This is a genomic window from Nocardioides kongjuensis, assembly GCF_013409625.1.
Taxonomy (GTDB): domain Bacteria; phylum Actinomycetota; class Actinomycetes; order Propionibacteriales; family Nocardioidaceae; genus Nocardioides; species Nocardioides kongjuensis.
This window is the reverse complement of the sequence record NZ_JACCBF010000001.1, coordinates 4,979,537-5,001,726: the sequence shown is the minus strand read 5'-3', so window position 1 is coordinate 5,001,726 and position 22,190 is coordinate 4,979,537. Positions and strand designations below refer to the sequence as shown.

At 72.2% G+C, this 22,190-nt stretch carries 23 protein-coding genes; 3 read left to right on the top strand and 20 right to left on the bottom strand.

The genetic code is table 11. The features are described from left to right. Nucleotides 1-14 precede the first annotated feature (14 nt). Genes BJ958_RS24000 through BJ958_RS23975 form a run of 6 tightly spaced genes read right to left on the bottom strand, consistent with a single transcriptional unit; the run spans nt 15 to nt 6,950 of the window. A complete protein-coding gene (locus BJ958_RS24000) occupies nt 15-848 on the bottom strand; it encodes an ABC transporter ATP-binding protein (protein WP_179729321.1) in 834 nt (277 codons plus the stop codon). Further along, nucleotides 841-1,833: an ABC transporter ATP-binding protein gene (locus BJ958_RS23995; protein WP_179729320.1), complete on the bottom strand. Its 993-nt coding sequence runs from the start codon at nt 1,831-1,833 to the stop codon at nt 841-843. Before BJ958_RS23995 ends, BJ958_RS24000 begins: the two co-directional genes overlap by 8 nt. Then, nucleotides 1,830-2,699: an ABC transporter permease subunit gene (locus BJ958_RS28245; RefSeq protein WP_218865951.1), complete on the bottom strand. Its 870-nt coding sequence runs from the start codon at nt 2,697-2,699 to the stop codon at nt 1,830-1,832. Before BJ958_RS28245 ends, BJ958_RS23995 begins: the two co-directional genes overlap by 4 nt. Then, nucleotides 2,696-3,649: an ABC transporter permease gene (locus tag BJ958_RS23985; protein WP_179729319.1), complete on the bottom strand. Its 954-nt coding sequence runs from the start codon at nt 3,647-3,649 to the stop codon at nt 2,696-2,698. Before BJ958_RS23985 ends, BJ958_RS28245 begins: the two co-directional genes overlap by 4 nt. Further along, nucleotides 3,649-5,271 (bottom strand): ABC transporter substrate-binding protein, encoded by a 1,623-nt coding sequence (locus BJ958_RS23980; protein ID WP_179729318.1) that lies wholly within the window; start codon nt 5,269-5,271, stop codon nt 3,649-3,651. The genes BJ958_RS23985 and BJ958_RS23980 overlap by 1 nt, the downstream gene beginning before the upstream one ends. Before the next feature lie 38 nt (nt 5,272-5,309). After that, nucleotides 5,310-6,950 carry an amidohydrolase gene (locus tag BJ958_RS23975; RefSeq protein ID WP_179729317.1) on the bottom strand — a complete coding sequence of 547 codons (1,641 nt, stop codon included), beginning with the start codon at nt 6,948-6,950 and terminating at the stop codon, nt 5,310-5,312. A 134-nt stretch (nt 6,951-7,084) separates the two neighbouring features. Between BJ958_RS23975 and BJ958_RS23970 the strand changes: the two genes are divergently transcribed. Next, nucleotides 7,085-7,744 carry a TetR/AcrR family transcriptional regulator gene (locus BJ958_RS23970; protein WP_179729316.1) on the top strand — a complete coding sequence of 220 codons (660 nt, stop codon included), beginning with the start codon at nt 7,085-7,087 and terminating at the stop codon, nt 7,742-7,744. Here the strand turns inward: BJ958_RS23970 and BJ958_RS23965 are convergent. Genes BJ958_RS23965 through BJ958_RS23950 form a run of 4 tightly spaced genes read right to left on the bottom strand, consistent with a single transcriptional unit; the run spans nt 7,734 to nt 12,313 of the window. Next, complete coding sequence (locus tag BJ958_RS23965; RefSeq protein WP_179729315.1) at nt 7,734-8,621, bottom strand: amidohydrolase family protein; 888 nt, start codon at nt 8,619-8,621, stop codon at nt 7,734-7,736. The two genes, BJ958_RS23970 and BJ958_RS23965, sit on opposite strands and share 11 nt — an antisense overlap. Nucleotides 8,622-8,634: 13 nt before the next feature. Beyond that, the gene (locus BJ958_RS23960) at nt 8,635-9,570 is read right to left on the bottom strand and encodes a 3-hydroxyacyl-CoA dehydrogenase NAD-binding domain-containing protein (RefSeq protein WP_179729314.1); all 936 of its coding nucleotides are present in this window, start codon (nt 9,568-9,570) and stop codon (nt 8,635-8,637) included. Then, entirely contained in the window at nt 9,567-11,528 is a 1,962-nt protein-coding gene (locus tag BJ958_RS23955) for an acetoacetate--CoA ligase (RefSeq protein ID WP_179729313.1), read from the bottom strand. Before BJ958_RS23955 ends, BJ958_RS23960 begins: the two co-directional genes overlap by 4 nt. Continuing rightward, nucleotides 11,525-12,313, bottom strand: coding sequence for a crotonase/enoyl-CoA hydratase family protein (locus tag BJ958_RS23950; RefSeq protein WP_179729312.1), 789 nt, complete (start codon nt 12,311-12,313; stop codon nt 11,525-11,527). The genes BJ958_RS23955 and BJ958_RS23950 overlap by 4 nt, the downstream gene beginning before the upstream one ends. Nucleotides 12,314-12,429: 116 nt before the next feature. On the opposite strand from BJ958_RS23950, the gene BJ958_RS23945 reads away from it, so the two are divergent. Then, nucleotides 12,430-12,870: a MarR family winged helix-turn-helix transcriptional regulator gene (locus BJ958_RS23945; RefSeq protein WP_343052779.1), complete on the top strand. Its 441-nt coding sequence runs from the start codon at nt 12,430-12,432 to the stop codon at nt 12,868-12,870. Nucleotides 12,871-12,879: 9 nt separating this feature from the next. On the opposite strand, the gene BJ958_RS23940 is transcribed toward BJ958_RS23945, so the two are convergent. The 10 genes from BJ958_RS23940 to BJ958_RS23895 form a co-directional block, all read right to left on the bottom strand. After that, a complete protein-coding gene (locus BJ958_RS23940) occupies nt 12,880-13,275 on the bottom strand; it encodes a carboxymuconolactone decarboxylase family protein (protein ID WP_273521213.1) in 396 nt (131 codons plus the stop codon). Next, on the bottom strand, nt 13,272-14,084 hold the full coding sequence (locus BJ958_RS23935) for an NAD(P)-dependent oxidoreductase (protein ID WP_179729311.1): 813 nt from the start codon (nt 14,082-14,084) through the stop codon (nt 13,272-13,274). The genes BJ958_RS23940 and BJ958_RS23935 overlap by 4 nt, the downstream gene beginning before the upstream one ends. Before the next feature lie 17 nt (nt 14,085-14,101). Further along, nucleotides 14,102-14,857: an SDR family oxidoreductase gene (locus tag BJ958_RS23930; RefSeq protein WP_343052778.1), complete on the bottom strand. Its 756-nt coding sequence runs from the start codon at nt 14,855-14,857 to the stop codon at nt 14,102-14,104. Between the two features lie 117 nt (nt 14,858-14,974). Beyond that, nucleotides 14,975-16,435, bottom strand: coding sequence for an aldehyde dehydrogenase (locus tag BJ958_RS23925; RefSeq protein WP_179729309.1), 1,461 nt, complete (start codon nt 16,433-16,435; stop codon nt 14,975-14,977). Further along, nucleotides 16,432-17,064: a nuclear transport factor 2-like protein gene (locus BJ958_RS23920; RefSeq protein ID WP_179729308.1), complete on the bottom strand. Its 633-nt coding sequence runs from the start codon at nt 17,062-17,064 to the stop codon at nt 16,432-16,434. The genes BJ958_RS23925 and BJ958_RS23920 overlap by 4 nt, the downstream gene beginning before the upstream one ends. Before the next feature lies 1 nt (nt 17,065). Next, nucleotides 17,066-17,263, bottom strand: coding sequence for a ferredoxin (locus tag BJ958_RS23915; RefSeq protein WP_179729307.1), 198 nt, complete (start codon nt 17,261-17,263; stop codon nt 17,066-17,068). Further along, complete coding sequence (locus BJ958_RS23910; RefSeq protein WP_343052777.1) at nt 17,263-18,648, bottom strand: cytochrome P450; 1,386 nt, start codon at nt 18,646-18,648, stop codon at nt 17,263-17,265. The genes BJ958_RS23915 and BJ958_RS23910 overlap by 1 nt, the downstream gene beginning before the upstream one ends. Then, nucleotides 18,645-19,436 carry an SDR family oxidoreductase gene (locus tag BJ958_RS23905; RefSeq protein ID WP_179729306.1) on the bottom strand — a complete coding sequence of 264 codons (792 nt, stop codon included), beginning with the start codon at nt 19,434-19,436 and terminating at the stop codon, nt 18,645-18,647. The genes BJ958_RS23910 and BJ958_RS23905 overlap by 4 nt, the downstream gene beginning before the upstream one ends. Continuing rightward, nucleotides 19,436-20,656, bottom strand: coding sequence for a cytochrome P450 (locus BJ958_RS23900; protein WP_179729305.1), 1,221 nt, complete (start codon nt 20,654-20,656; stop codon nt 19,436-19,438). The genes BJ958_RS23905 and BJ958_RS23900 overlap by 1 nt, the downstream gene beginning before the upstream one ends. Further along, nucleotides 20,656-21,231 (bottom strand): TetR family transcriptional regulator, encoded by a 576-nt coding sequence (locus BJ958_RS23895; protein ID WP_179729304.1) that lies wholly within the window; start codon nt 21,229-21,231, stop codon nt 20,656-20,658. Before BJ958_RS23895 ends, BJ958_RS23900 begins: the two co-directional genes overlap by 1 nt. 68 nt (nt 21,232-21,299) lie before the next feature. On the opposite strand from BJ958_RS23895, the gene BJ958_RS23890 reads away from it, so the two are divergent. Then, nucleotides 21,300-22,148 carry an LLM class F420-dependent oxidoreductase gene (locus BJ958_RS23890; RefSeq protein ID WP_179729303.1) on the top strand — a complete coding sequence of 283 codons (849 nt, stop codon included), beginning with the start codon at nt 21,300-21,302 and terminating at the stop codon, nt 22,146-22,148. The last annotated feature ends 42 nt before the right edge of the window (nt 22,149-22,190 follow it).

Below are 22,190 nucleotides of genomic sequence, written 5' to 3'. Positions count from 1 at the left end.
GGGTGTGAGCCGGCTCACCGCGCGGTCGCGTGCAGGGTCCGTCGTACGGCGGCCAGGTCCCAGCCCGGCGTGGGGACACTGGCACGCAGCCGCCGGGTGTAGTCGTGCTGCGGTGCGTCGAGGACGTCCTCGGCGCGGCCCCGCTCGACGACGGCGCCGTGGTGCATGACGACGACGGTCTCGGTGAGCTGGCGGACCACGGCGAGGTCGTGGCTGATCAGCACGTAGGTGATGCCCAGGCGCTCGCGCAGGTCGATGAGCAGGTTGAGCACCTGCGCCTGGATCGAGACGTCCAGCGCAGCGACGGACTCGTCGAGGATCAGCACCTCCGGCTCCGCCGCGAGCGCCCGGGCGATGGCGACGCGCTGCCGCTGACCGCCCGACAGGGCGCGAGGCAGCGCGCTGCCCTGCCGCTGGTCGAGCCCGACCATGCCGACGAGCTCGGCCACCCTCCCTGCGCGCTCGGCCGCCGACCAGTCGGGCCGGTGCAGGCGCAGCACCTCGTCGATCGCCCGGTCGACCGGCTGGCGCGGGTCGAGGCTGGAGTACGGGTCCTGGAAGACGATCTGCACCTCACGGCCGCGCAGCCGTCGCTCCGATCCCCCGCGGGCCGGTGTCGAGCGGTCCCGTCCGCAGGCACGGATGGTGCCGGCGGTGGGCCGCTCCTGGCCGGTGATCATCTTGGCAACGGTCGTCTTGCCCGATCCGGACTCGCCGACGATGCCGAGCGACCCGCCCCGGCGCACGGCGAAGGACACCTCCTCCACCGCGACGACGTCGCCGAACGTCTTGCGCAGGCCGACGACCTCGAGCACGGGCTCGCTCTCGTTCACCCCAGCCTCAGGCATGGTGGACTCCTCCCAGGGTTCCGCGCAGGGCCTCGACCCGGACGCACCGGGCGGCGCCACCGTCGGCGGGCACCAGGACCGGAGCGGCGGACGTGCAGGCCGGCTCGACGTACGGGCAGCGGCCGGCGAACGCGCAGGCGTCGGCCGGCGCCTCGAGGGCCGAGAGCGGCCGGCCGGGGATCGCGACCAGGCGGGCGGTCCGGTCGAGCAGCGGCCGGGCGGCGCCCAGCGCCGCGGTGTAGGGGTGCAGCGGGTCGTCGTGCAACAGGCGGGACTCCCTCACCTCGACGATCTCGCCGGCGTACATGACCGCGGTCCGGTCGCACACGGCGGCGGCCAGGTCGAGGTCGTGGGTGATGAAGAGGACCGACAGTCCGAGTTCGCGGCGCAGCTCGTCGAGCAGCCCCATGATCTCGGCCTGGGTGGTCACGTCGAGCGCCGTGGTCGGCTCGTCGGCGAGCAGCAGCCGGGGCTCGGTGAGCAGCGTGCTGGCGATCATCACGCGCTGCAGCAGGCCGCCGGACAGCTCGTGCGGGTACTGGTCGAGACGACGCTCCCCGTCGGGGATGCCGACCTTCGCGAGCATGGCGATCGCCCGGGCGGCCGCGTCCTTCTTCTTCACCGAGCGGTTGGTGCGCAGCACCTCGGTCATGAAGTCGCCCACGCGGCGGACCGGGTTGATGTGCACCCGCGGGTCCTGGAAGACGACGGCGACCTCGGACCGGTAGGCCCGCAGCGCCGCCCCGGACAGGGAGGCCACGTCCGAGCCGTCGAACCGGACGGAACCGCGCTGGCGGGCACCCGCGGGCAGCAGCCGGTCGATCGCGCGGACCGTCATCGACTTGCCCGATCCGGACTCGCCGACCAGGCCGACCGCCTCGCCCTGGGCGACGGTGAAGGAGACGTCACGCAGCACCGAGCGGTGCTCGCCGGCGACGAGCAGGTCGAGGCCCAGGCCGTCGACCTCGAGCAGCGGCGTGCTCATCGGCCACCGTCCTTCCCGGCCCGCTCGAGCAGCCGCTCCCCGAGCAGGTTCATGGCAACGACGACCGCGACGATGCAGGCGCCGGCGCACAGCGCGGGCAACGGGTAGCCGAGCAGGATGCCCGACTGGTTCTCGGAGATCATCACGCCCCAGTCCGGGTCGGGCGGCTGCACGCCGATGCCGAGGTAGGAGATGACCGCGAGGTCGAGCACGGCGTACCCGAACAGGATCGAGCCCTGGGCCACCATGAACGGGAAGACGTTGGGCAGCACGTGCCGCAGGCAGATCGCCGTGGCGCCGAGGCCCTGGACCTCGAGTGCCGTGATGTAGGGCTGGTTGCGCTCCTTGAGCATCGCGCTGCGCAGGATCCGCGCCACGAAGGGCGTGTAGGCGACCGCCATCGCGAGGACCGCTGCCCACAGGCCCGCCCCGAACACCGCCGCCGTGAGCGCAGCGAGCAGCACGCCGGGGAACGCGAACAGGATGTCGAGACCGGCGGAGACGCCTGCGTCGACCATGCCGCCGCGCCACGCGGACACCAGGCCGAGCAACGAGCCGATCGTCATGCACAGCACCACGATCAGCAGCGGCCCGAGCATCGAGGACCGGGCACCGGCCAGGATCCGGGACAGCACGTCGCGGCCCTGGACGTCGAGGCCGAGCAGGTGCTCGCCGCCGGGGGCGATCCAGGCCTGCGCCAGGTCGGCCTGGTTGGGATCGTGCGGCGCGACCAGTGGGCCGACGACGGCGATCAGCGTGGCCAGCCCGACGACGGCGGCCGAGACCCAGCCCGTCACGCCGAGACCGGTACGACGGCGCCTGCGGACCGGCTTCGTCCCCACCACGGGGGCGGCGACGGCGCTCACGCGGCGGCCTTCGCGCCGAGCTCGACCCGCGGGTCGAGGACGGCGTACATGGTGTCGACCACGAGGTTGACGAGGACGAACGCGACCACGAGCACGAGCGAGATGCCCTGCACGACGGCGATGTCCTTGCCCTGCGCCGACTTCACGAGGTACTGGCCCAGGCCGTTGAGGCCGAAGGACGTCTCGACCACCGATGAGATCGCGATGAGGCTCGCGACGGTCACGCCGGTCACGGTGGTGATCGGGATGGCCGCGTTGCGCAGCACGTGCCGGGTGATGACGAAGTGCTGCGGGATGCCGCGGCTGATGGCGGTCTGCACGTGCTCGCGCGCGACCTCCTCGCGGATCGCGGTCCGGGTCACCCGCGCCACGACGGCGACCGACGACAGCGCGAGCGCCACCGCCGGCAGGGTGAGGTGCTCGAGGTGCCCGAGGAACCCGTCACCGGTCCCGATCGTCGGGAACCAGCCGAGGGAGACCGCGAACACCGCGATCAGGACGATCGCCGCGACGAAGGCGGGGACGGCCGCGGCCATCGAGGAGACGACCAGGATCGACGAGTCGATCCACCCCGGCCGCAGACCGGCGAGCAGGCCCAGGCCGATGCCGAGGACCACGATGATCACCGCGGCGTAGAGCACGAGGCTCAACGTGATCCAGGCGCGGTCGGCGATGAGCGAGGAGACGTCCTCGTGCAGCGGGATCGACACCCCCAGGTCGCCGTGGAGGGCACCGGAGAGCCAGTGCCAGTACTGCGCAGCGAAGCCCTCGTCGAGGTGGTAGCGCTTCTCGAGCACCGCCTGCGCCTCGGGAGACAGCGTCTTGCCGCCGGACAGCGCGGCGAGCGGGTTGCCCGGTGCGACGTAGGTCGCCGCGAAGATCGCGAAGCTGGCGACGAGGAGCGTCACCGCCAGCATCGCGACCCGGCGCAGCAGGTATCCGAGACGCATCAGCGTGCTCCCAGGTGGTCGGCCCACGGGGAGGACATGTACGCGAACGACGACACCGCACCCGTCAGCTGGTTGCTGGTCACGAGCACCGCGTTCGGCTGCGCGGTGGGGATCCACGGCATCTGCTCCATGGTCTTGCGCTGCGCCTCGATGACCAGCTTCGCGCGGGCGTCCGGGTCCTCGGTGCCGCGGGCCTGCTCCATCAGCGAGGTGATCTCCGGGTCGTCGAAGCCGGAGTAGTTCTGCGCGCCGTCCGGCAGCACCACGGTCGCGGAGAGCGCGGCGGGGTCGGCGTAGTCGCCGTAGGTCACCGTCGGGAAGGCGTCGATGCCCTCGCGCGCCTTGGGGTCGATGAAGAAGTTGATGAACGCCTCGGCGGAGACGGACTTGAACTCCACCTTCAGGCCGATCTTCTCGCCCGCGGTCTTGAAGGCACCGGCGGTGTAGGCGATGTCGGGGATCGCCGAGGACATGCCGATCGTGATCGTCCGTCCGGCCGCGCCGGCCTCGTCGACCAGCTTCCTGGCCTTGGTCAGGTCCTGCTCCAGGGCCGGGCTCTCGTCGTACGCCGCCTGGTAGGTGTCGCGCGCCGACGCGAAGGTGCCGGGGTTGGCGAGCCAGCGGGCCTCGGTCGCCGCACCGTGGTAGACGTTCTCGACGATGCCGTCGCGGTCGAGCGCGAGCGACAGTGCCTGGCGCACCCGGACGTCGCTCAGCGTGCCCTTCAGGTTGCTGATGACGAGTGCGGCGGTGGCGTAGCCGGGGCCCTGGGTCACGGTGACGGCCTTGTCGTCCTCGAGGACCGGCAGGGTCGAGATGGCCGGCGGGTAGGTGCCGCCGATCTCCCCGGCGATGAGCGAGGAGGTCAGCGCAGCCTCGTCGACGACGCCCTTGAGGGTGATCCTCGCGACCCGCGGCTCGGCCTGGCCCCAGTAGTGGTCGTTGGGGACGGCGACCACGCCGCTCGCCGGCGACCAGGACTCGAACCTGTAGGCACCACTGCACATCACGCCGCCCGAGGGCGTGCCGTAGTCGGCGCCCTTCGCCTCGACGTACTTCTTCTGCACGACGACGCCGGGCAGCGACGCGAGCTCGCCGTCGAGCCAGTAGTCGGCCTGCTTGAGCCTGATCGTGACCTGCTCGTCGGTCGTGGCGGTGATCGTGTCGACCCGGCTGAAGGTGGCGGCGTAGAAGCCGCCGAGCTCCGGGTCGCGCTGCCGCTCGAGGCTGTAGACGACGTCCTCGGCGCTGACCTTGCTGCCGTCCCAGAACGTGGCGTCGGGGTCCAGGTCCAGCACCAGGGTGGTCGGGTCGGTGCGCGAGAGCGAGGCGAGCCCGTCGGTGATCGTGCCGTCCGGCTGGGTGCGCAGCAGGGACTCGCAGAACAGCGTGAGGGCGGTGTTGTCGGGATAGTCGAAGACGTAGAGCGGGTCGATCGTCTGCACGTCGCGGTAGACCGCCCAGGTGATCGGGTCGGCGTCCTTGGTGGCTGCGGTCGTCGTGGACCTGAGGTCGCCCGCCGTCCTCGAGGTCTCGGGACTGTCGGCCGATCGACCGCAGCCGGCGGCCACGGTGCAGGTGACGAGCAGCGCGGTGATGCGCGTGAGGTGGCGTCGGTTCACGGTTCTCCTCCTGGTGGCGGGGCTGTTCGGCTGGTGGGTCATCGGGCGAAGACCCGTGCTCCCCCGACGAAGGTCTGCTCGACGTGCGTGTCCCAGATGTCGGCCGCCGGGCCGTCGAACGGGTCACGGTCGAGCACGGCCAGGTCGGCGAGGTTGCCGACGGCGATGGTGCCGGTGTCGTCGAGGTGGTTCACGTACGCCGTGCCCGAGGTGTACGCCGCCAGCGCGCTGCCGAGGTCGATCCGCTCGTCGGCGTAGAAGACGGGGCCGTCGGTGTCGGGCTCGACCCGGTTGACCGCGACGTGGATGCCGAGGATCGGGTCGGCGCTGCTGACCGGCCAGTCGCTGCCGGCCGCGAGGACCGCGCCGGTGCGCAGCAGCGAGCCGAACGGGTACTGCCACGCCGACCGCTCGGGGCCGAGGAACGGGATCGTGAGCTCGTCCATCTGCGGCTCGTGGGCGGCCCACAGTGCCTGGATGTTGGCCGTGGCGCCGAGGGCGCGGAACCGCGCGACGTCGTCGGGGTGCACGACCTGCAGGTGCGCCAGGTGGTGCCGGCCGTCGGTGAGTCCGTTCTTGTGCCGGGCCACCTCGATGGCGTCGAGCGCCTCGCGGACCGCGCGGTCGCCGAGGGCGTGGAAGTGCACCTGGAAGCCATGCGCGTCGAGGGCGGTGACGTGCTCCTTGAGCGCCTCGGGGTCGACGAAGGACAGCCCGCGGTGGTCGCCGGCGTTGCGACATCCGCAGCCGGGTCCGTAGGGGCTGATCATCGCGGCCGTGTGGTTCTCGGCGATGCCGTCCTGCATGATCTTGACGCTCGTGGCGCGGAAGCCGCCGCGGGTCATCGCCTCCCGGGCGCCCAGCAGGTCGTCGATCTGCTCGGCACCGCGCTCGCGGCTCCACCACAGGGCGCCCACGACACGGGCGGTGAGCAGGTCGGCGTCGAGCGCGTCGGCGTACGCCGTCGAGGCGTCGCCCATGACCGGGTTGGTGCCGACGAGGGCGTCCTGCCAGGCGGTGATGCCGAGCGAGTGCAGCACGCCCTGGGCGCGCAGCAGCCCGGCGAGCCTCTCCTCGCGGGTCGTGTCGGGCACCACGGCGGCGACGAGGTGCATCGCACCCTCCTGCAGCATGCCGGTGGGGACGCCGTCCGCGTCGCGCTCGATCCGGCCGTCGACCGGGTCGGGGGTGCGGGCGTCGATGCCGGCGAGCTCGAGAGCGCGGCTGTTGGCCCAGGCGCCGTGGTGGTCGCGGTTGGCCAGGTAGACCGGGCGGTCGGGGACGATCGCGTCGAGGAACGCGCGGTCCGGGGCACCGCCGGGGAAGCTCTCCATCGACCAGCCGCCGCCGGTGATCCAGGGCCGGTCGGGGTTCGCGGCGGCGTACGCAGCGATCCGGCGGCGGTACTCCTCGACGTCCACCGTCTCGGTGAGGTCGCACTGGCCGAGCTCGACGCCGGCACCGACCGGGTGCACGTGGGCGTCCTGGAAGCCGGGGACCAGCAGACGACCGCCGAGGTCGACGACCTCCGTCGCCGGGCCGACGAGCTCGCGCAGCTCGTCGTGCCCGACCGCCACGATCCGCTCGCCCTTCACGGCGACCGCGCTCGCGCGGCTGCGGGCGGCGTTGCCGAGGTGGACGGGGCCACCGGTGAACAGGAGGTCTGCGTGCGTCGTCAAGGCGGTTCCTCGGGTGATCGGGGTGTGGGCGGGGTCACGTCCGTCGGTACGCTAAGTCCGTGACAACAGCGTTGTCAACGGCGTTGGCAACAGTGTTGGCGCAGGTAGGGTGGGAGCGTCACGAAGGAGGACAGATGAGTGCCGACACCCGCCGTTCGAGGGAGCGCGTCGCGCTGGACCGCGAGGCGATCCTCGCGACCGCGACCGAGCTCGTCGCGAGCGGCGCGCCCCTGACCTTCCGCAGCCTGGGCGCAGCGCTGGGCGCCGACCCGACCGCGATCTACCGCCGGTTCCGCGACAAGGACGAGCTGATGGCCGCCCTGCTCGACGGGCTCATCGCGACGTCCCTCGCGGGCGTCGACCGGGACGCTCCGTGGCGCGACCAGCTGCGCGAGGGCGCCATCAGCACCATCGACGTCTTCGCGGCCCATCCCCAGGTCGGCGCCGAGGCGACCGCCATCGCGACCGGAGGCCAGGGCGAGCTCGACGTCATCGACTGGATCCTCAGCCAGCTGGGCCGGGCCGGCCTCGACCGGCAGCAGGTGGTGCGCTGCTACGCGGCGTACTCCAGCTACGTGCTCGCCGCTGCCGCGACCCTGGCCGGGCAGCGGCTGATGGAGATCGCCGGCGTCCCGCCGTCGAGCTGGGTCGGCGACCTGCGCGCCGTCGACCCCGCGCGGCACCCGGCGCTCGCCGCCGTGCTCCCCGACCTGCTGGCGCTGACTCCGCGCGAGGTCTTCCTCGACGGCATCGAGGTGCTGCTCGACTCGTTCGAGGCCCTCGTCAGCCGCTGAGCCCCAGCAGGGCCAGGGCGTTCTCCTTGAGGATGAGGGGCCGCGCGAGGTCCGGGACGTCCAGCGCGGCGAACTCGGCGAGCCAGCGGTCCGGCGCGAGCACCGGGTAGTCCGAGCCGAAGAGCACCTTGTGGCGCAGGATCGTGCCCGCCTGCCGGACCAGCTGGGGCGGGAGGTACTTGGGCGCCCAGCCCGACAGGTCGATGAACACGTTGGCCTTGTGGGTGGCGATCGCCATCGAGGAGTCGACCCACGGGACGCCCGGGTGCGCCAGCACGATCCGCAGGTTCGGGAAGTCGGCAGCCACGTCGTCGATCAGCATCGGGTCGGACCAGCGCAGCTTGATGCCCCGGCCGCCGGGCAGCCCGGCGCCGATCCCGGTCTGGCCGGTGTGGAACAACGCCACCACGCCGAGCTCCTCGAGGGTCGCCCAGAGCGGGGCGTACGCCGGGTCGTCGGGCCGGAAGGCCTGCAGGCTCGGGTGGAACTTGAACCCGCGCACGCCGTACCTCTCGACGAGGAGGCGGGCTCGCCTCACCGCGGCGTCGCCGGTCAGCGGGTCGACGGAGCCGAACGGGACCAGGACGTCGGCGTGCTCGGCGGCCTGCTCGGCGATCTCCTCGCTGGACAGGGCCGGGTGGCCGAGTGCGGTCGTCGCGTCGACGGTGAAGACGACGGCCGCCATGCTCCGCGCGCGGTAGTGGGCGGCCAGCCGCTCGACGGTCGGCGTGCGGTCCTGGTCGGCCCTGAAGTACGTCGCCGAGGCGTCGAGGAGCTCCTGGTCGAGGGAGAGACGGCCGTGGTCGTCCGCCTCGACGTGGGCGTGCATGTCGAGCGCGACGATCGCGTCCGGGTCGATGCGGGGTGCGTAGGTCATGGGGTCCTCCTCCTCAGGGGAGCGCGGTGGCGTCGCGCTTGCGGGCGAGCAGGTCGACGAGGAGCTCGTCCCGGGCGGCGGCCATCGCCTGCTGGTCGATGCCGGCGAGCTCGTCGTCGACACCGCGGACCAGGAGGTCGGCCAGCTCGTCGGTGAGCTGCGGGGTGCCGAGGTCGTCCATCCAGGCCTGGGCCGGCGGACCGAGGTGGCGCAGGGTGTGCGCCATCCCGCCGGGCCCGCCGGACAGGTGCTGCCCGACGAGCGGGCCCAGCAGGGCCCAGCGCAGGCCGGGGCCGTTGCTGATCGCGGTGTCGATGTCGGCGACGGTGGCCACGCCGCGCTCGACGAGTGAGTAGGCCTCACGCCACAGCGCCGCCTGCAGGCGGTTGGTGACGTGGCCCGGGACCTCGCGACGTACGACGATCGGGCGCTTGCCGAGGTCGGCGTAGAACGCGATCGCCCGGGTGACGACCCGTTCGGTCGACGCCGCGCCGGGAACCACCTCGACGAGCGGGACGAGCGCGGCCGGGTGGAAGGGGTGGCCGACGAGCACCCGCTCGGGGTGGCGGGCGCACATCGCCTGCAGCGTGGAGGGCATCAGGCCCGAGGAGCTGCTGGCGACGACCGCGTCGGCGGGCGCGTTCGCGTCGATCGCCCCCAGCAGCGCGGCCTTGAGGTCGAGGTCCTCGGGGCCGGACTCCTGCACGAAGCCGGCATCGTGGAGCGCGGCGTCGAGGTGGCCGTGGAACGAGAGCCGGGAGCGGTCCGCGCCGGGGGCCAGGCCGAGCCGGGCCAGGGCCGGCCAGGCGTCGGCGACGGCGTTCCTCAACCTCGCTTCAGCTCCGGGCGCGGGGTCGTGGGCACGGACGTCGTGGCCACGAGCGAGGAAGAGCGCAGCCCAGCTGGCGCCGATGGTCCCGGTGCCGACGACGGCGACCGGCCTCGTCATCGCAGGCCCCCGTCGCGGTAGCGCGCGAAGGCGTCGAGCGCGCTCGGGTCCAGCAACGCCCCGGCGGATGCGACCGTGCCGGGGTCGCCTCCGCGCAGGATCCGCTTGACCGGCACCTCGAGCTTCTTGCCGGTGCGGCTGTAGGGGACGGCCGGCACCGGGACGATCTCGTCGGGGACGTGCCGCGGCGAGAGCGCGGTGCGCAGCGTCGTGGCCAGGTGCCGCCGCAGGTCGTCGTCGATCTCGACGCCGGCGGCCGGGACGACGAAGAGCAACAGCCGGCCGAGCCCGCCCTCAGGGTCCTCGAGGTGCACGACGACGCTGTCGGTGATCTCCGGGACGTCCTGCAGGGCGCGGTAGAACTCGGCGGTCCCGAGCCGGACGCCGCCGCGGTTGAGCGTCGCGTCGGAACGACCCGTGATCACGCAGGACCCGACCTCCGAGAACCGGCACCAGTCGCCGAACCGGAAGACGCCGGGGAAGGTGTCGAAGTACGCCGCGCGGAACCGCTCTCCGTCGTCGTCGCCCCAGAAGCCGACCGGCATCGACGGCATCGGGGAGGTGATCACCAGCTCGCCGACGTCGCCGACGACGGGACGGCCCCGGTCGTCGTACGCGTGGAGGTCGACACCCAGGCTCGGGTAGGTCATCTCCCCCACCCAGACCGGCTGCAGCGGCGAGGCCTGGACCAGGCCGGTGCACACGTCGGTGCCGCCACTGCCGACGTTGAGCAGCACCCGGTCGCCGAACTGCTCGGCCACCCAGCGGAATCCCTCAGCGGGCAGGGGGCTCCCGGCCGCGCCGATCTGCCGCAGCCGCGACAGGTCGTGCTCCTCGGCCGGACGGACGCCGTCCTTGCGGCAGGCCATCAGGTAGCCCGGGCTCGCGCCCACCAGGGTGGCGCCGGTCTCGGCGGCCAGGCGCCACTGCGCGCGCAGGTCCGGGTGCAGCGGGTTGCCGTCGATCATCACCACCGATGCGCGGACCAGCAGCGCGGAGACCAGGGTGTTCCACATCATCCAGGCGGTGGTGGTGAACCAGAGCAGCCGGTCGTCAGCGCCGAGGTCCCAGTGGAAGGCGTGGTTCTTGAGGTGCTCGAGCAGGATCCCGCCGTGGCGGTGCACGATCGCCTTCGGCTTCCCGGTGGTGCCCGAGGAGAAGAGGATGCACAGCGGATGGTCGAAGGGGACCGGCTCGAAGGCCAGCGGCGCGTCGGTGTCGGCGACCAGCTCGGCCCAGGGCGTGCTGTCGGGCAGGGCCTGCGGGCCGTAGGGCACGTGGACGACGTGCTCGACGGTGGGCAGCGCGGCCCGGATCTCGGCGACCTCGCCGCGCCGGTCGACCGCCTTGTCACCGTAGGTGTAGCCGGCCACGGCGAGCAGCACCGTCGGCTCCACCTGCGCGAACCGGTCGGCCACGGCGAGCGCACCGAACTCCGGCGCGCAGCTCGCCCAGACCGCGCCGAGGCTGGCGGTGGCGAGGAAGGCGACGAGGGTCTCGGGGATGTTGGGGAGATACGCCGCCACCCGGTCGCCCGGGCCGACGCCGAGGCGCTGCAGGCCGGCGCGCACGCGTCGTACGTCGTCGGCGAGCCGGGCGAAGGTCAGCTCGCGCCGCTCCCGGGTCTGGCTCACGGCCACGACGGCGACGCGGTCGGCGTCCTCGGGGAGGCCGAGGCAGTGCTCGGCGTAGTTGAGGCGGGCGCCGGGGAACCACTGCGTGCCGGGCATGGTGCGCTCGAGCAGCACCGCGTCGTACGGCGCATGGGCGCGGACGCCGAAGTAGTCCCACACCGCCGCCCAGAACTGCTCGAGCTCGGCGACCGACCAGGCGTGCAGCTCCTCCCACGTGGCGAGCGTGACACCGCGCTCGGCCGCGAGCCAGCGCAGGAACCCCTGCACCCGGGCGCGTTCGACGGCCGCGGGCATGGGACCGTTCAGCAGCTCGGGCGCGCTCATCGCCCCTCTCCCACCTTGGCCGCACGGCCGGCCAGGAAGTCCGCCATCCGCTCCTTCGCCTCGCCGCTGCTCTGCGCGACCGCCGCCATCAGCGACTCCATGAGCAGCCCCGCCTCCGGTGCGGAGGCGGCGATCTGCGGGAGCGCGTGCAGCACGGCGTAGTTGGTGACCGCCGAGTTGCTCGCGACCCGGGCGGCGAGCTCGAGCGCCTTCGCCAGGCCGGCGCCGGCGGGCACGCGGTAGTGGGCCAGGCCGAGCTGCTCGGCCTCGACGGCGGTCAGCACGCGGCCGGTGAGCATCAGGTCGGCCATCCGGTGGGCCCCGATCAGGCGCGGCACCCGCACCGAGGCGCCACCCCCGACGAAGAGCCCACGCTGCCCCTCAGGCAGCGCGAAGAAGGCGCTGTCCTCGGCCACGCGCAGGTGGGTGGCGGCAGCCAGCTCGAGCCCGCCGCCGACGACGGCCCCCTTGAGCACGGAGATGACCGGCACCCGGCCGGACTCGATCCGTCCGAACGCCCGGTGCCACATCCGCGAGTGGTGCAGGCCGGCGACGGCGTCGCGCTCGGCGAGCTCGGAGAGGTCCAGCCCGGCCGAGAAGTGGTTCCCCTGGGCGTCGAGCACGACGACCTCCACGCCTGCCGGCGGCTCCTCGAAGAACCGGCCCAGCGCCTCGACCGTCGCGTCGTCGAGGGCGTTGCGCTTCCCGGGGCGGGCGAGCGTGAGCACCCCGACCTCCCCGTCACGCCCCTCACGGCGCAGCTCCAGCGATGCGGGCAGTTCCACGACGACCTCCGGCGTTCTCGGCGATTCAACAGGTTTCCTGTTGAATCGGGATGGTGCTGGATCATCAGGATTCCTGTCAATAGACTGGACGCGAGTCGATCCCTGGAGGTCCGGTCGTGAGCAACTCCCGGCGCCGTGCGTCCCCGTCCCTGCTGTACGCCGTCAAGCAGGTCGAGCTCGCTGTCCGCGCGCACCTCGACGACCTGCTCAAGCCGGCCGGCGTGACCGCACTACAGTTCACCGCGCTCACCGTGCTCGAGCGACGCGACGACCTCACCGCCGCCGCGTTGGCGCGCAACTCGTTCGTCACCACGCAGTCGATGGCCGACCTCGTCGCCGCCCTGCACCGGCGCGGCCTGGTCGAGCGGTTCCGCGACCCCGACGACGGCCGTCGGATCCTGATCCACCTCACCGACGCCGGCCGCGCGCTCATCGACGAGCAGCGGCCCGCGGTCGAGGCGCTGGAGAAGCGGATGCTCGACGGCCTGGGGGCCTCCGAGGTGGAGGTGGTGCGGGACGCGCTGAACCGGATGCGGCAGAACCTCGAGGCCGGCTGAGCAGGCCCCCTAGAAGCCGGCCTTCTTGCGCTTCGACTTCGCGATCGTCTCCTCGACGATCGAGTTCAGCCGCGCCCCCTGCGGCCAGCCGGCGTAGTGGCTGAGGAAGACCACGATCTCGCGCAGCGCGTCGTCGTCGAGCTCGCCGGCGGCGTGGGCGGCGGGGACCTGGATGCCGAGGACGTCGGCGGCACCCTGGCCCGCGAGCATGCCGATGAGCAGCAGGCGGCGGTCGCGGTCGGAGAGGCCGGGGCGCTCCCAGATGTCGGCGAACAGGTGGTCGGCGGTGTAACGGAAGAAGTCACCGGTGCCGTCGGTCATGTCGAAGCCGTAGACCTGCTCCATCTTGCGCAGGCCCCTGGCCCGCAGCTCCGGCAGGTCGTCGAACTTGTCGTCGCTCGTCACAGTCCCAGTCCCTTCCCCAGTCGTGGCAGCGCCTCGCGCGCCAGTGGTACGTCGACGCCGAGCTCGTCCGCGAGGGCGATCGCGAAGCCCAGGTCCTTCTCCCCCAGCGCGGCGACGTGGGAGAACACGCCGTGCCAGAAGTCGTCCTCGGCGATCGGCGCCGTGGTGGTGCGGTACATGATCGCGCCGGGTCCGCCCGTGATCGCGTCGGTGTGGCGGACGACCTCGCCGAGTGCGGCCAGGTCGAGGTCGGCGGCCTCGGCGAGGCGCTGGGCCTCGGTGACGGCGGTGAACGCGACGAAGTGGATCAGGTTGCGGGCCAACTTCATCCGGGTGCCGGAGCCGACCGGACCGGCGTGCACGACCTTGCTGCCCATCACCTCCAGCGCCGGCCGGGCCGCCGCGAAGGCGTCCTCCGACCCGCCGACCATGATCGCCAGGCTCCCCTGCGCCGCACCCATCGGCCCGCCGCTGACCGGCGCGTCGAGCACCCGGCGTCCGTCGGCTGCCAGCGCGGCCGGGGTCTCCGGCGCGACGGTCGAGTGGACGACCAGCACCGTGTCGGGCGCCACGTCGGCCGCGACGGACCGGACCTGGTCGTCGTCGCGCACCATCACGCACACGACGTCCACGTCGAGCTCGGCGACGGAGCCGACGGCCTTCGCCCCGGCGGCGACCAGCTCGGCGACCGGGTCCGGCGCGACGTCGTACACCTGGAGGTCGATGTCCTCGGCCGCCGCCAGCCGCAGCGCCATCGGCCTGCCGATGTTGCCGAGGCCGACGAACCCGACCCGTACGCGCTCGCCCATCGGCGCCATCGGAGCCATCAGAGCCGGAAGGTCTGGCCGCCGTCGACCGCCAGGATCTGGCCGGTGACCCACGACGCGTCGTCGGAGAGCAGGAACAGCAGGGCGCCGACCATGTCGTCGACCGAACCCATCCGCTTGATGGCCAGGCTGTTGCGGACGATGTCCTTCGCTGCGTCGCCGGCCTGGGTGCGGGTGGCCTCGGTGTCGGTCGGGCCGGGCGCGATCGCGTTGACCCGGATCCGCTGGCCGCCGAGCTCGTGGGCGAGCTGCTGCGTCAGGCTGTTGATGCCCGCCTTGGCGAGGCCGTAGAAGCCGGAGTAGAGGTAGGCCGCGGTCGAGCTCTGGTTGACGATCGCTCCCCCACCGCGCTTGGCGATCTCCGGGTGGACCGCGCGGGTCATCACCAGCGCGCCGTCGAGGTTCACCGCCATGAACCTGCGGTAGTAGTCCCAGTCGACGCTGATCAGCAGGTTGAACTCCATGCTGCCGTAGATGGCCGCGTTGTTGACCAGATGGTCGATGCCGCTGAGCTCCTCGACGGTCCTGGAGACGAGCGCCTCGGCCGACTCGGCCGACGACACGTCGCACGGCACGAAGATCGCCCGGCCGCCGTCGGCCTCGATCTGCTTCGCGACCTGCTCCCCCGCCTCGGCGTTGAGGTCCGCGACCACCACGGCCGCGCCCTCACGGGCCAGCGCCCTGGCGTAGGCCTCCCCGATGCCCTGCGCCGCGCCGGTGACCACGACGACCTTGTTCTCGAACCGCTTGTTCACTTCATCCCCACCCGTCTCAAGTTTCACCGGCCGGCCGGTGTTTCTCTTGCTTGGACGAGGAAGTTTCATCGTCCAAGCGCGAGTTTCACCGGCCGGCCGGTGAAACTCGCACGACACTCACGCCGGCTCCGCGATCACCTTCGTCTCCAGGTACTCCTCGAACCCGGCGACGCCCATCTCCCGGCCGATGCCGGACTGCTTGTACCCACCGAACGGCGCGTCCGGGCTGAACCACACACCACCGTTGACGGCGAGCGTCCCGGTCCGGATCCGCGCGGCGACCGCCTTCGCCCGGTCCAGGGACGCCGAGTCGACCGAGCCCGAGAGCCCGTACGCCGAGTCGTTGGCGATCCGCACCGCGTCGTCGTCGCCGTCGTGCGCGATGACGACGAGCACCGGGCCGAAGATCTCCTCCTGCGCCAGGCGCGAGGAGTTGTCGAGGCCGGCGACGACGGTGGGCTGCACCCAGAAGCCGTCCTGCTCGATGACCGAGCCGCCCGTGGCGAAGCGCCCGCCCTCCTCCAGGGCGACCGAGAAGTACGCCGCCACGCGGTCGCGCTGCACGGCCGAGATCACCGGGCCGCAGATCGCGCCGGGGTCGGCGGGGTCCTTGGCGCCGATCGACTCCATCGTCTGCGCCGCGACGGCGACGGCCTCGTCGTACCGGTCCCGCGGGACGATCAGCCGGGTCGTGATGGCGCAGCCCTGACCGGCGTGGATGCACGCGGCGAACGCCGTACCTCCCGCGACGGCGGCGATGTCGGCGTCGTCGAGGGCGATCGCGGCGGACTTGCCGCCGAGCTCGAGGAAGACCTTCTTCAGGGTGGGTGCGGCCGCCGCCATGATCGCCCTGCCCACGGCGGTCGAGCCGGTGAACGACACCATGTCGATGCGCGGGTCGGTCGAGAGCACCGAGGCCACCTCGTTGGAGCGCGGCGTGACGACGTTGAGGACACCGGGCGGGATGTCGGTGTGCTCGGCGACCAGGCGGCCCAGCTCGGCGGCCACCCACGGCGTGTCGGGCGCGGGCTTGAGGACGACCGTGCAGCCGGCGGCCAGCGCCGGCCCCACCTTGGCGAGGTTGATCTGGGTCGGCACGTTCCACGGCGTGATCGCGGCGACGACACCGACCGGCTCGCGGTGGACGGTGCGGCGTGACGGGATGCCCATCGGTGCGGCGACCCCCAGGTCGGTCGAGAACTCGTAGCCCTCCAGCAGGTCGGTGACCCACCTCAGCCCGTCGACGGGTACGTCGAAGCCGGCCGCCCCCATCATGAAGCCGGGCATCCCGACCTCGGCGGTGGTGAGCGCGCGGAAGGCGTCCGCGTCCTCCAGCAGCGCGGCGTGCAGCTGGCGCAGGCAGCGCACCCTCAGCTCGCGGTCGGTCGACCAGTCGCTCTCGTCGAACGCGCGGCGAGCGGCCGCGATCGCGGCCTCCACGTCGGCGGCCGTGCCGTCGGGGGCCAGCCCGATCTCGGAACCGGAAGCGGGGTTGAGGATCGGGTAGGTCTCCCCGGACGAGGCGGCGACCAGCTTGCCGTCGATCAGCTGCTGGGCAGCGGGCGGCAGGGGGCTCACGAGGACACCGCCGGAGCTGCCTGGGTGACGTACTGCCCCGCCTCGACCGGCGGCGGCCACAGCGTCGAGGGCAGGTCGGCGTAGTGGTAGTGCCCGGGCACGCCGTGGCCGGTGACCTCGAGCCGCTTCATCAGCGTGTCGGGGGCCTTGCCGGACCTGAGGATCTCCACGAACGTGTGGCCGGTCGACGGCAGGTCGAACCAGTCGCGCTGCCAGTCGATCTTGATCTTCCCGGCGTCCGCGCCCTCGGTCACCCGCTTGAGCCCGAACCACGACCCACCGATGCCGAGGATCTCGAACTCCTTGCCGGTGGCGTCGTCGATGATCCCGGCGCGCTGCTTCCAGAAGCCCAGCACCATGGACTTCTGCTCGTCGATCATCGTGCAGACGTAGTCGTAGTGCCAGCCGTCCAGGCCGTCCATCTCGATCCCGATCGCCCAGTCGCGGATCTGGTCGCGACCCACGGCCATGAAGTGCTCGTCGGGGTGGTACATCCAGCCGTACGTCGCGTCCTCGGCGTACCACTCGGCCATCGGCCGCCAGTCGCCCGCTGCCTCGACGTCCCGGTTGATCTGGAGCCAGGAGTCCCAGAACTCCTCGATCTCGGCCCTGCTCAGGGTCTCGGTCATGTCAGTCCTCCTCGATGGACAGGGCGAACGCGGGGCAGTACTTCACGGCGGTGCGTACGTCGGACCGCAGCGACTCGGCCGGGTGCTCGTCGAGCACGGTGACGACGTCGGCGTCCGCGTCGAACCCGAACACGTCGGGGGCCTCTCCCTGGCACAGCTGGTGCCCCTGGCACAGGCCGGTGTCGGCGACGACCCTCATCACGCCTCCCGCACCCGGCGGCGGTACTTCACGCGGGCCGGTTGGGCGAGCTGGATGACCATCTTCGTGAAGTCGTCGCGGTAGGAGTCGAGCGGCTGCACCGCCTCGAACTCGAAGTCGCGCAGGATCACCGAGAAGATCGCCTTCATCTGCATCATGGCGAAGGCGTTGCCGACGCAGCGGTGCTTGCCGGCGCCGAACGGGATCCAGGTCCAGCGGTTCTGCAGGTCCTCCTGGCGCGGGTCGACGTAGCGGCCCGGGTCGAACTCGTCGGCCTTGGGGAAGTCCTCCTCGATCCGGTTGGACACCCGCGGCGACGCCGCGAGGACCGTACCGGCCGGGATCGTGCGGCCCAGCAGCTCGAAGTCCTGCTGCACCAGCCGCATCAGGATGACCAGCGGCGGGTGCAGCCGCAGGGTCTCCTTGAGCGCGGCCTCCAGGACGGGGATCGAGCGCAGCGCCTGGAAGGAGACCTCGGAGCCGTCGGCGTAGAGCGCGTCGAGCTCGGCGACCACGTCGGCCATCACGGACGGGTTGCGGAGCAGCTCGATCATCGCCCAGGACGCGGTTCCCGACGACGTGTGGTGCCCGGCGAACATCATCGAGATGAAGATGCCGGTGACCATCTCGGCGTCGTAGCCGACCGCCATGAGGACGTCGAGCAGGTCCCGGTCCTCCTTGGCGACCTCCCCCTGCGCGACCCGCGCGGCGATGATCGCCTGCACCTTGGCGACCAGCTCCGCGCGGGCCTGGTCGCGGATCCGGAAGCTGTCGATGTCGGCGTACGGGTCGACGTACGCGATGGCGTCGGTGCCGTGCTCGAGGCGGTGGTAGACCTCGGCGAAGGAGCCGTCGAGCTGGTCGCGGAAGGGCTTGCCGATCAGGCACGACGAGGTCGTGTAGATGGTCAGCTCGGCGAAGAAGTCGAGCAGGTCGATCTCGCCCTCGGCCCCCCAGCCGGCGACCATGCGGCGGATCTCGGCCTCGATCGTCTGGGCGTGGCCGCGCATCATGTCGCCGCGCAGGGCCTGGTTCTTCAGCATCTGCTGGCGCTCCTCGGGCGAGGCGTCGAAGACCACGCCCTTGCCGAAGATCGGCGTCATGAACGGGTACGCCGCCGCCTGGTCGAGCACGTCGTCGGGCGCCCGGAAGAAGGCCTCGTTGGCCTCGGCGCCGGTGACGAGCACGACCTGCCTGTCGGCGAGCCGGAAGCGGCCCACGTCTCCGCACTCCTCGCGCACGCGGTGGAACAGCCGGATCGGGTCGACCCGCATCTCGGGGAGGTGGCCGGTGCCCTTGATGATCGCGGGTACGTCGGCGCCCTGGTCGTCGAGGACGGTCGACACCTCGGGGATGCCGGCCAGGCCTTCGGGGTGGAGCGTCACGACTCCTCCTTCGCGATCGGAGCTTCGGGGTTCACGTCGACGGGACTGATGTGGACGCCGCGAGGAGCGCTGACGACCGTCGTGATGGCGTCCGCGATCGCGCTCGCCTTGAGGAAGTGGGAGTGGCGGGCGTGGCCCCACTTGACCCACTCGGTGAGCACCCTGGCGCCCGCCTCGGCGTCCCAGTCGGAGCCCATCTCGGACCAGGTCGGCCCGGGCCGGACGATCGAGGCGCGCACACCGGAGCCCTCGAGCTCCATCTGCAGTGCCTCGACCAGCCCCTCCAGGCCGGACTTCGTGGCGCTGTAGCCGCGCATGAAGGGGCGGGCCCGCACGGCGGTGTCGGAGGAGACGAAGACCAGGTCGCCGCGTCGCCGGGCCACCATGCCCGGCCCGAAGGCCCGGACCAGGCGGTGCGCGCCGAGCACGTTGACGTCGAGCTCGGCCGCGATCTGCTCGGTCGTCGCGTCGAGGATCGCGCCGGGGGCGAGCAGGCCGGCGTTGCTGACGACGACCTCGATGTCGCCGAGGGCAGCGGTGACCGCGGCGGCGAACTTCTCGACCGACTCGGTCGAGGCGACGTCCAGCGGGTGGACGAAGGCCTCGCCGCCGGCGGCCCGGATCCCCGAGGCCAGCTCCTCGAGGCGGTCGACCCGCCGGGCACCGAGCGCGACCGGGAAGCCCGCTGCAGCAAGGGCTCTCGCGGTCTCGGCGCCGATGCCGGAGGACGCGCCGGCGACCACGGCGGGCCGGCGGTCCGGGTGGACGGGCCGGCGCGACGCAGCCATCACGCGCCCCTTTCCTCGAACGTGACCGGCAGCGAGGCGAAGCCCCGCACGCTGGTGGAGTGCACGCGCACCGCGCGGTCGGCGTGCACCTCGAAGTCGGCGACGCGTCGTACCAGCTCCTCGAGGACCACGCGGGCCTCGAGCCGGGCCAGGTTGGCGCCGAGGCAGAAGTGCCGGCCGGTGCCGAAGCTCAGGATCTGCGACAGCTCGGACCTGTCGCGGTGGATGTCGTAGGTCGTCGGGTCGGTGAACACGCGCTCGTCGCGGTTGGCGCTGCCCAGCAGCACCAGCGCCTTCGAGCCGCCGGGGACCAGCACGCCGCCCACCTCGACGTCCTCGGTGACGTAGCGCGCCAGCATCTGGCTGGACGTGTCGTGGCGCAGGGTCTCCTCGATCCACGACGGCACCAGGGCGCCGTCCGCCAGGACCTGCGCCTTCTGCGCCGGGTTGGCGGCGAGGTGGAAGAGGGCGTTGCCGAGCAGCTTGGTGGTGGTCTCGTTGCCCGCCACGACCATGAGGAACAAGAACGCCATGATCTCGCCGTCGGTGAGCCGGTCCCCGTCGAGCTCGGCCGCGATGAGGGCCGAGGTGAGGTCCTCGGTCGGCGTACGACGGCGCTGGGCGACCATCTCGCCGTAGTAGCCGAAGAGCTCGAAGGACGCCTCCATGCCCGCCTGCGGCACGTCGCGGACACCGTCCTCGCGGTGCACGACGAGGTCCGCGAGGCGGCGCACCTCGTCGCGGTCGGCCGCCGGCACGCCCATCATCTCGGAGATAACGTCCATCGGAAGGAGGCCCGCGAAGTCGGCGATCCAGTCGGCCTCGCCGTCCTCGTCGCTGGCGGCGAGGGTGCGCGCGAGGTAGCGCTCGGCGAGCGCCTGCACCTGAGGAGTGAGCTCGCGGACCCGGCGCGGGGTGAACGCGGCCGAGACCAGCTTGCGGATGCGCGACTGCTCCGCGCCGTCGAGGCCGAGGAAGCTCATCACCCGGTGCGCCTCGGGGTTCCACGCGGACGCGTCGAGCGAGACGCCCATCCGGTTGGAGAAGACCTCGTCGTTGCGCAGCACGTCGAAGACGTCCTCGTGGCGCGAGATGACCCAGATGTCGTCGGCGGGCGCGTGGAAGACGGGAGCCTCGTCGCGCAGGCGCCGGTACGTCGGGTAGGGGTCGTCCTGGAAGGCGTAGTCGTAGGGGTCGAAGACCAGCGTGCTCACGGTCATCAGTTGCCTCGCATGATCACGTCGACGGCGGCGACGAGACGCTCGGCGATCTCGTCGTAGGTCATCAGGCCCATCCCGGCCTGGAGCAGCGCACCGGAGAAGGTCAGCACGAGGACCTCGAGCACGCCGGCATCGGCCTGCTCGCCCATCGCGGCCTCGAAGCGGCTGAGGAACTCCGCGCCGATCCGCAGCCGCAGCCGTGCGACGTCGGGGTCGGTGCCGAGCAGCGCGGGCGTCACCGCCGCGGCCAGCTCGGGCTCCTCGACGATCCGTGCGGTGAGCGCCCGCATCGTGGCCTGGAGCCGCTGGGTCGGCGTTCCGGCGGCGGTCCGGGTGCTCTCGGCCGAGGTGAGGTGGCGCCAGAAGAGCTCGGCGAAGAGATGGTTCTTGGAGGCGAGGTAGGTGTACGCCGTCGCCGGCGAGACCCCGGCGCGGTGCGCGACCGTGCGGACCGTCAGCGCCTCGTGGCCGACCGCCCGCAGCTCCTCGAGCCCGGCGGCGAGCAGCTTCTCCACCGTCTCGGCCTGCCGGGGGTTCAACCCCTGCCGCGGCATCTCGAACACCTGACTGGACACGTGTCCAACATAGGAGACGTGTGCGGCGGCCGCAAGACATTTCCTAGAACTGGTTCTAGTTTGTGGGGATGCGCAACGGGATCGTCCTCTTCACCTCCGACCGCGGCATCACGCCGGCCCGACTCGCCCAGGCGGCCGAGGAGCGGGGCTTCGACACCATCTACGTGCCGGAGCACACGCACATCCCGGTCCGCCGGGACGCCCTCCACCCGACCGGCGGCGAGGAGCTGCCCGACGACCGCTACCTGCGCACCCTCGACCCGTGGGTCTCGCTCGCGACCTGCGCGGCGGTCACGACCAGGATCGGCCTGTCCACGGCGGTCTCGCTGCCGGTCGAGTCCGACCCGATCACGCTCGCCAAGACGCTCGCGACCCTCGACCACCTCTCCGGCGGACGGGTCACCATCGGCGCCGGCTTCGGCTGGAACACCGACGAGCTCACCGACCACCACGTCCCGGCCGCGAAGCGCCGCACCGTGCTGGCGGAGTACCTCGGCGCGATGCGCGCGCTGTGGACGCAGGACGTGGCGTCGTACGAGGGGGAGTTCGTCTCGTTCGGCCCGAGCTGGGCCTACCCCAAGCCGCCGCAGGGCCGGATCCCCGTGATCATCGGCGCCGGCGCGGGCCCCAAGACGATGAAGTGGATCGCCACCCACGCCGACGGCTGGATGACCACCCCGACCTCGACCGACGTCGCGGCCAGCGCCGAGCTGCTGCGCAAGGAGTGGGCCGAGGCCGGTCGCGAGGGCGAGCCCGACGTGCGGGTGCTGGTCGCGAAGCGCCCCACCGAGGAGGACTTCGCCGACTGGATGGCCGCCGGCGCGTCCGAGCTGATCTGGGGCGTCCCCGACTCCGACGAGTCCGCCGTGCTGACCCACCTCGACAAGCTGGCCGCCCGGCTGGGGCTCGAGTCATGAGCGACGCATCTGACGTCTCGGCTGTGGATTCGGCCGGAAGAC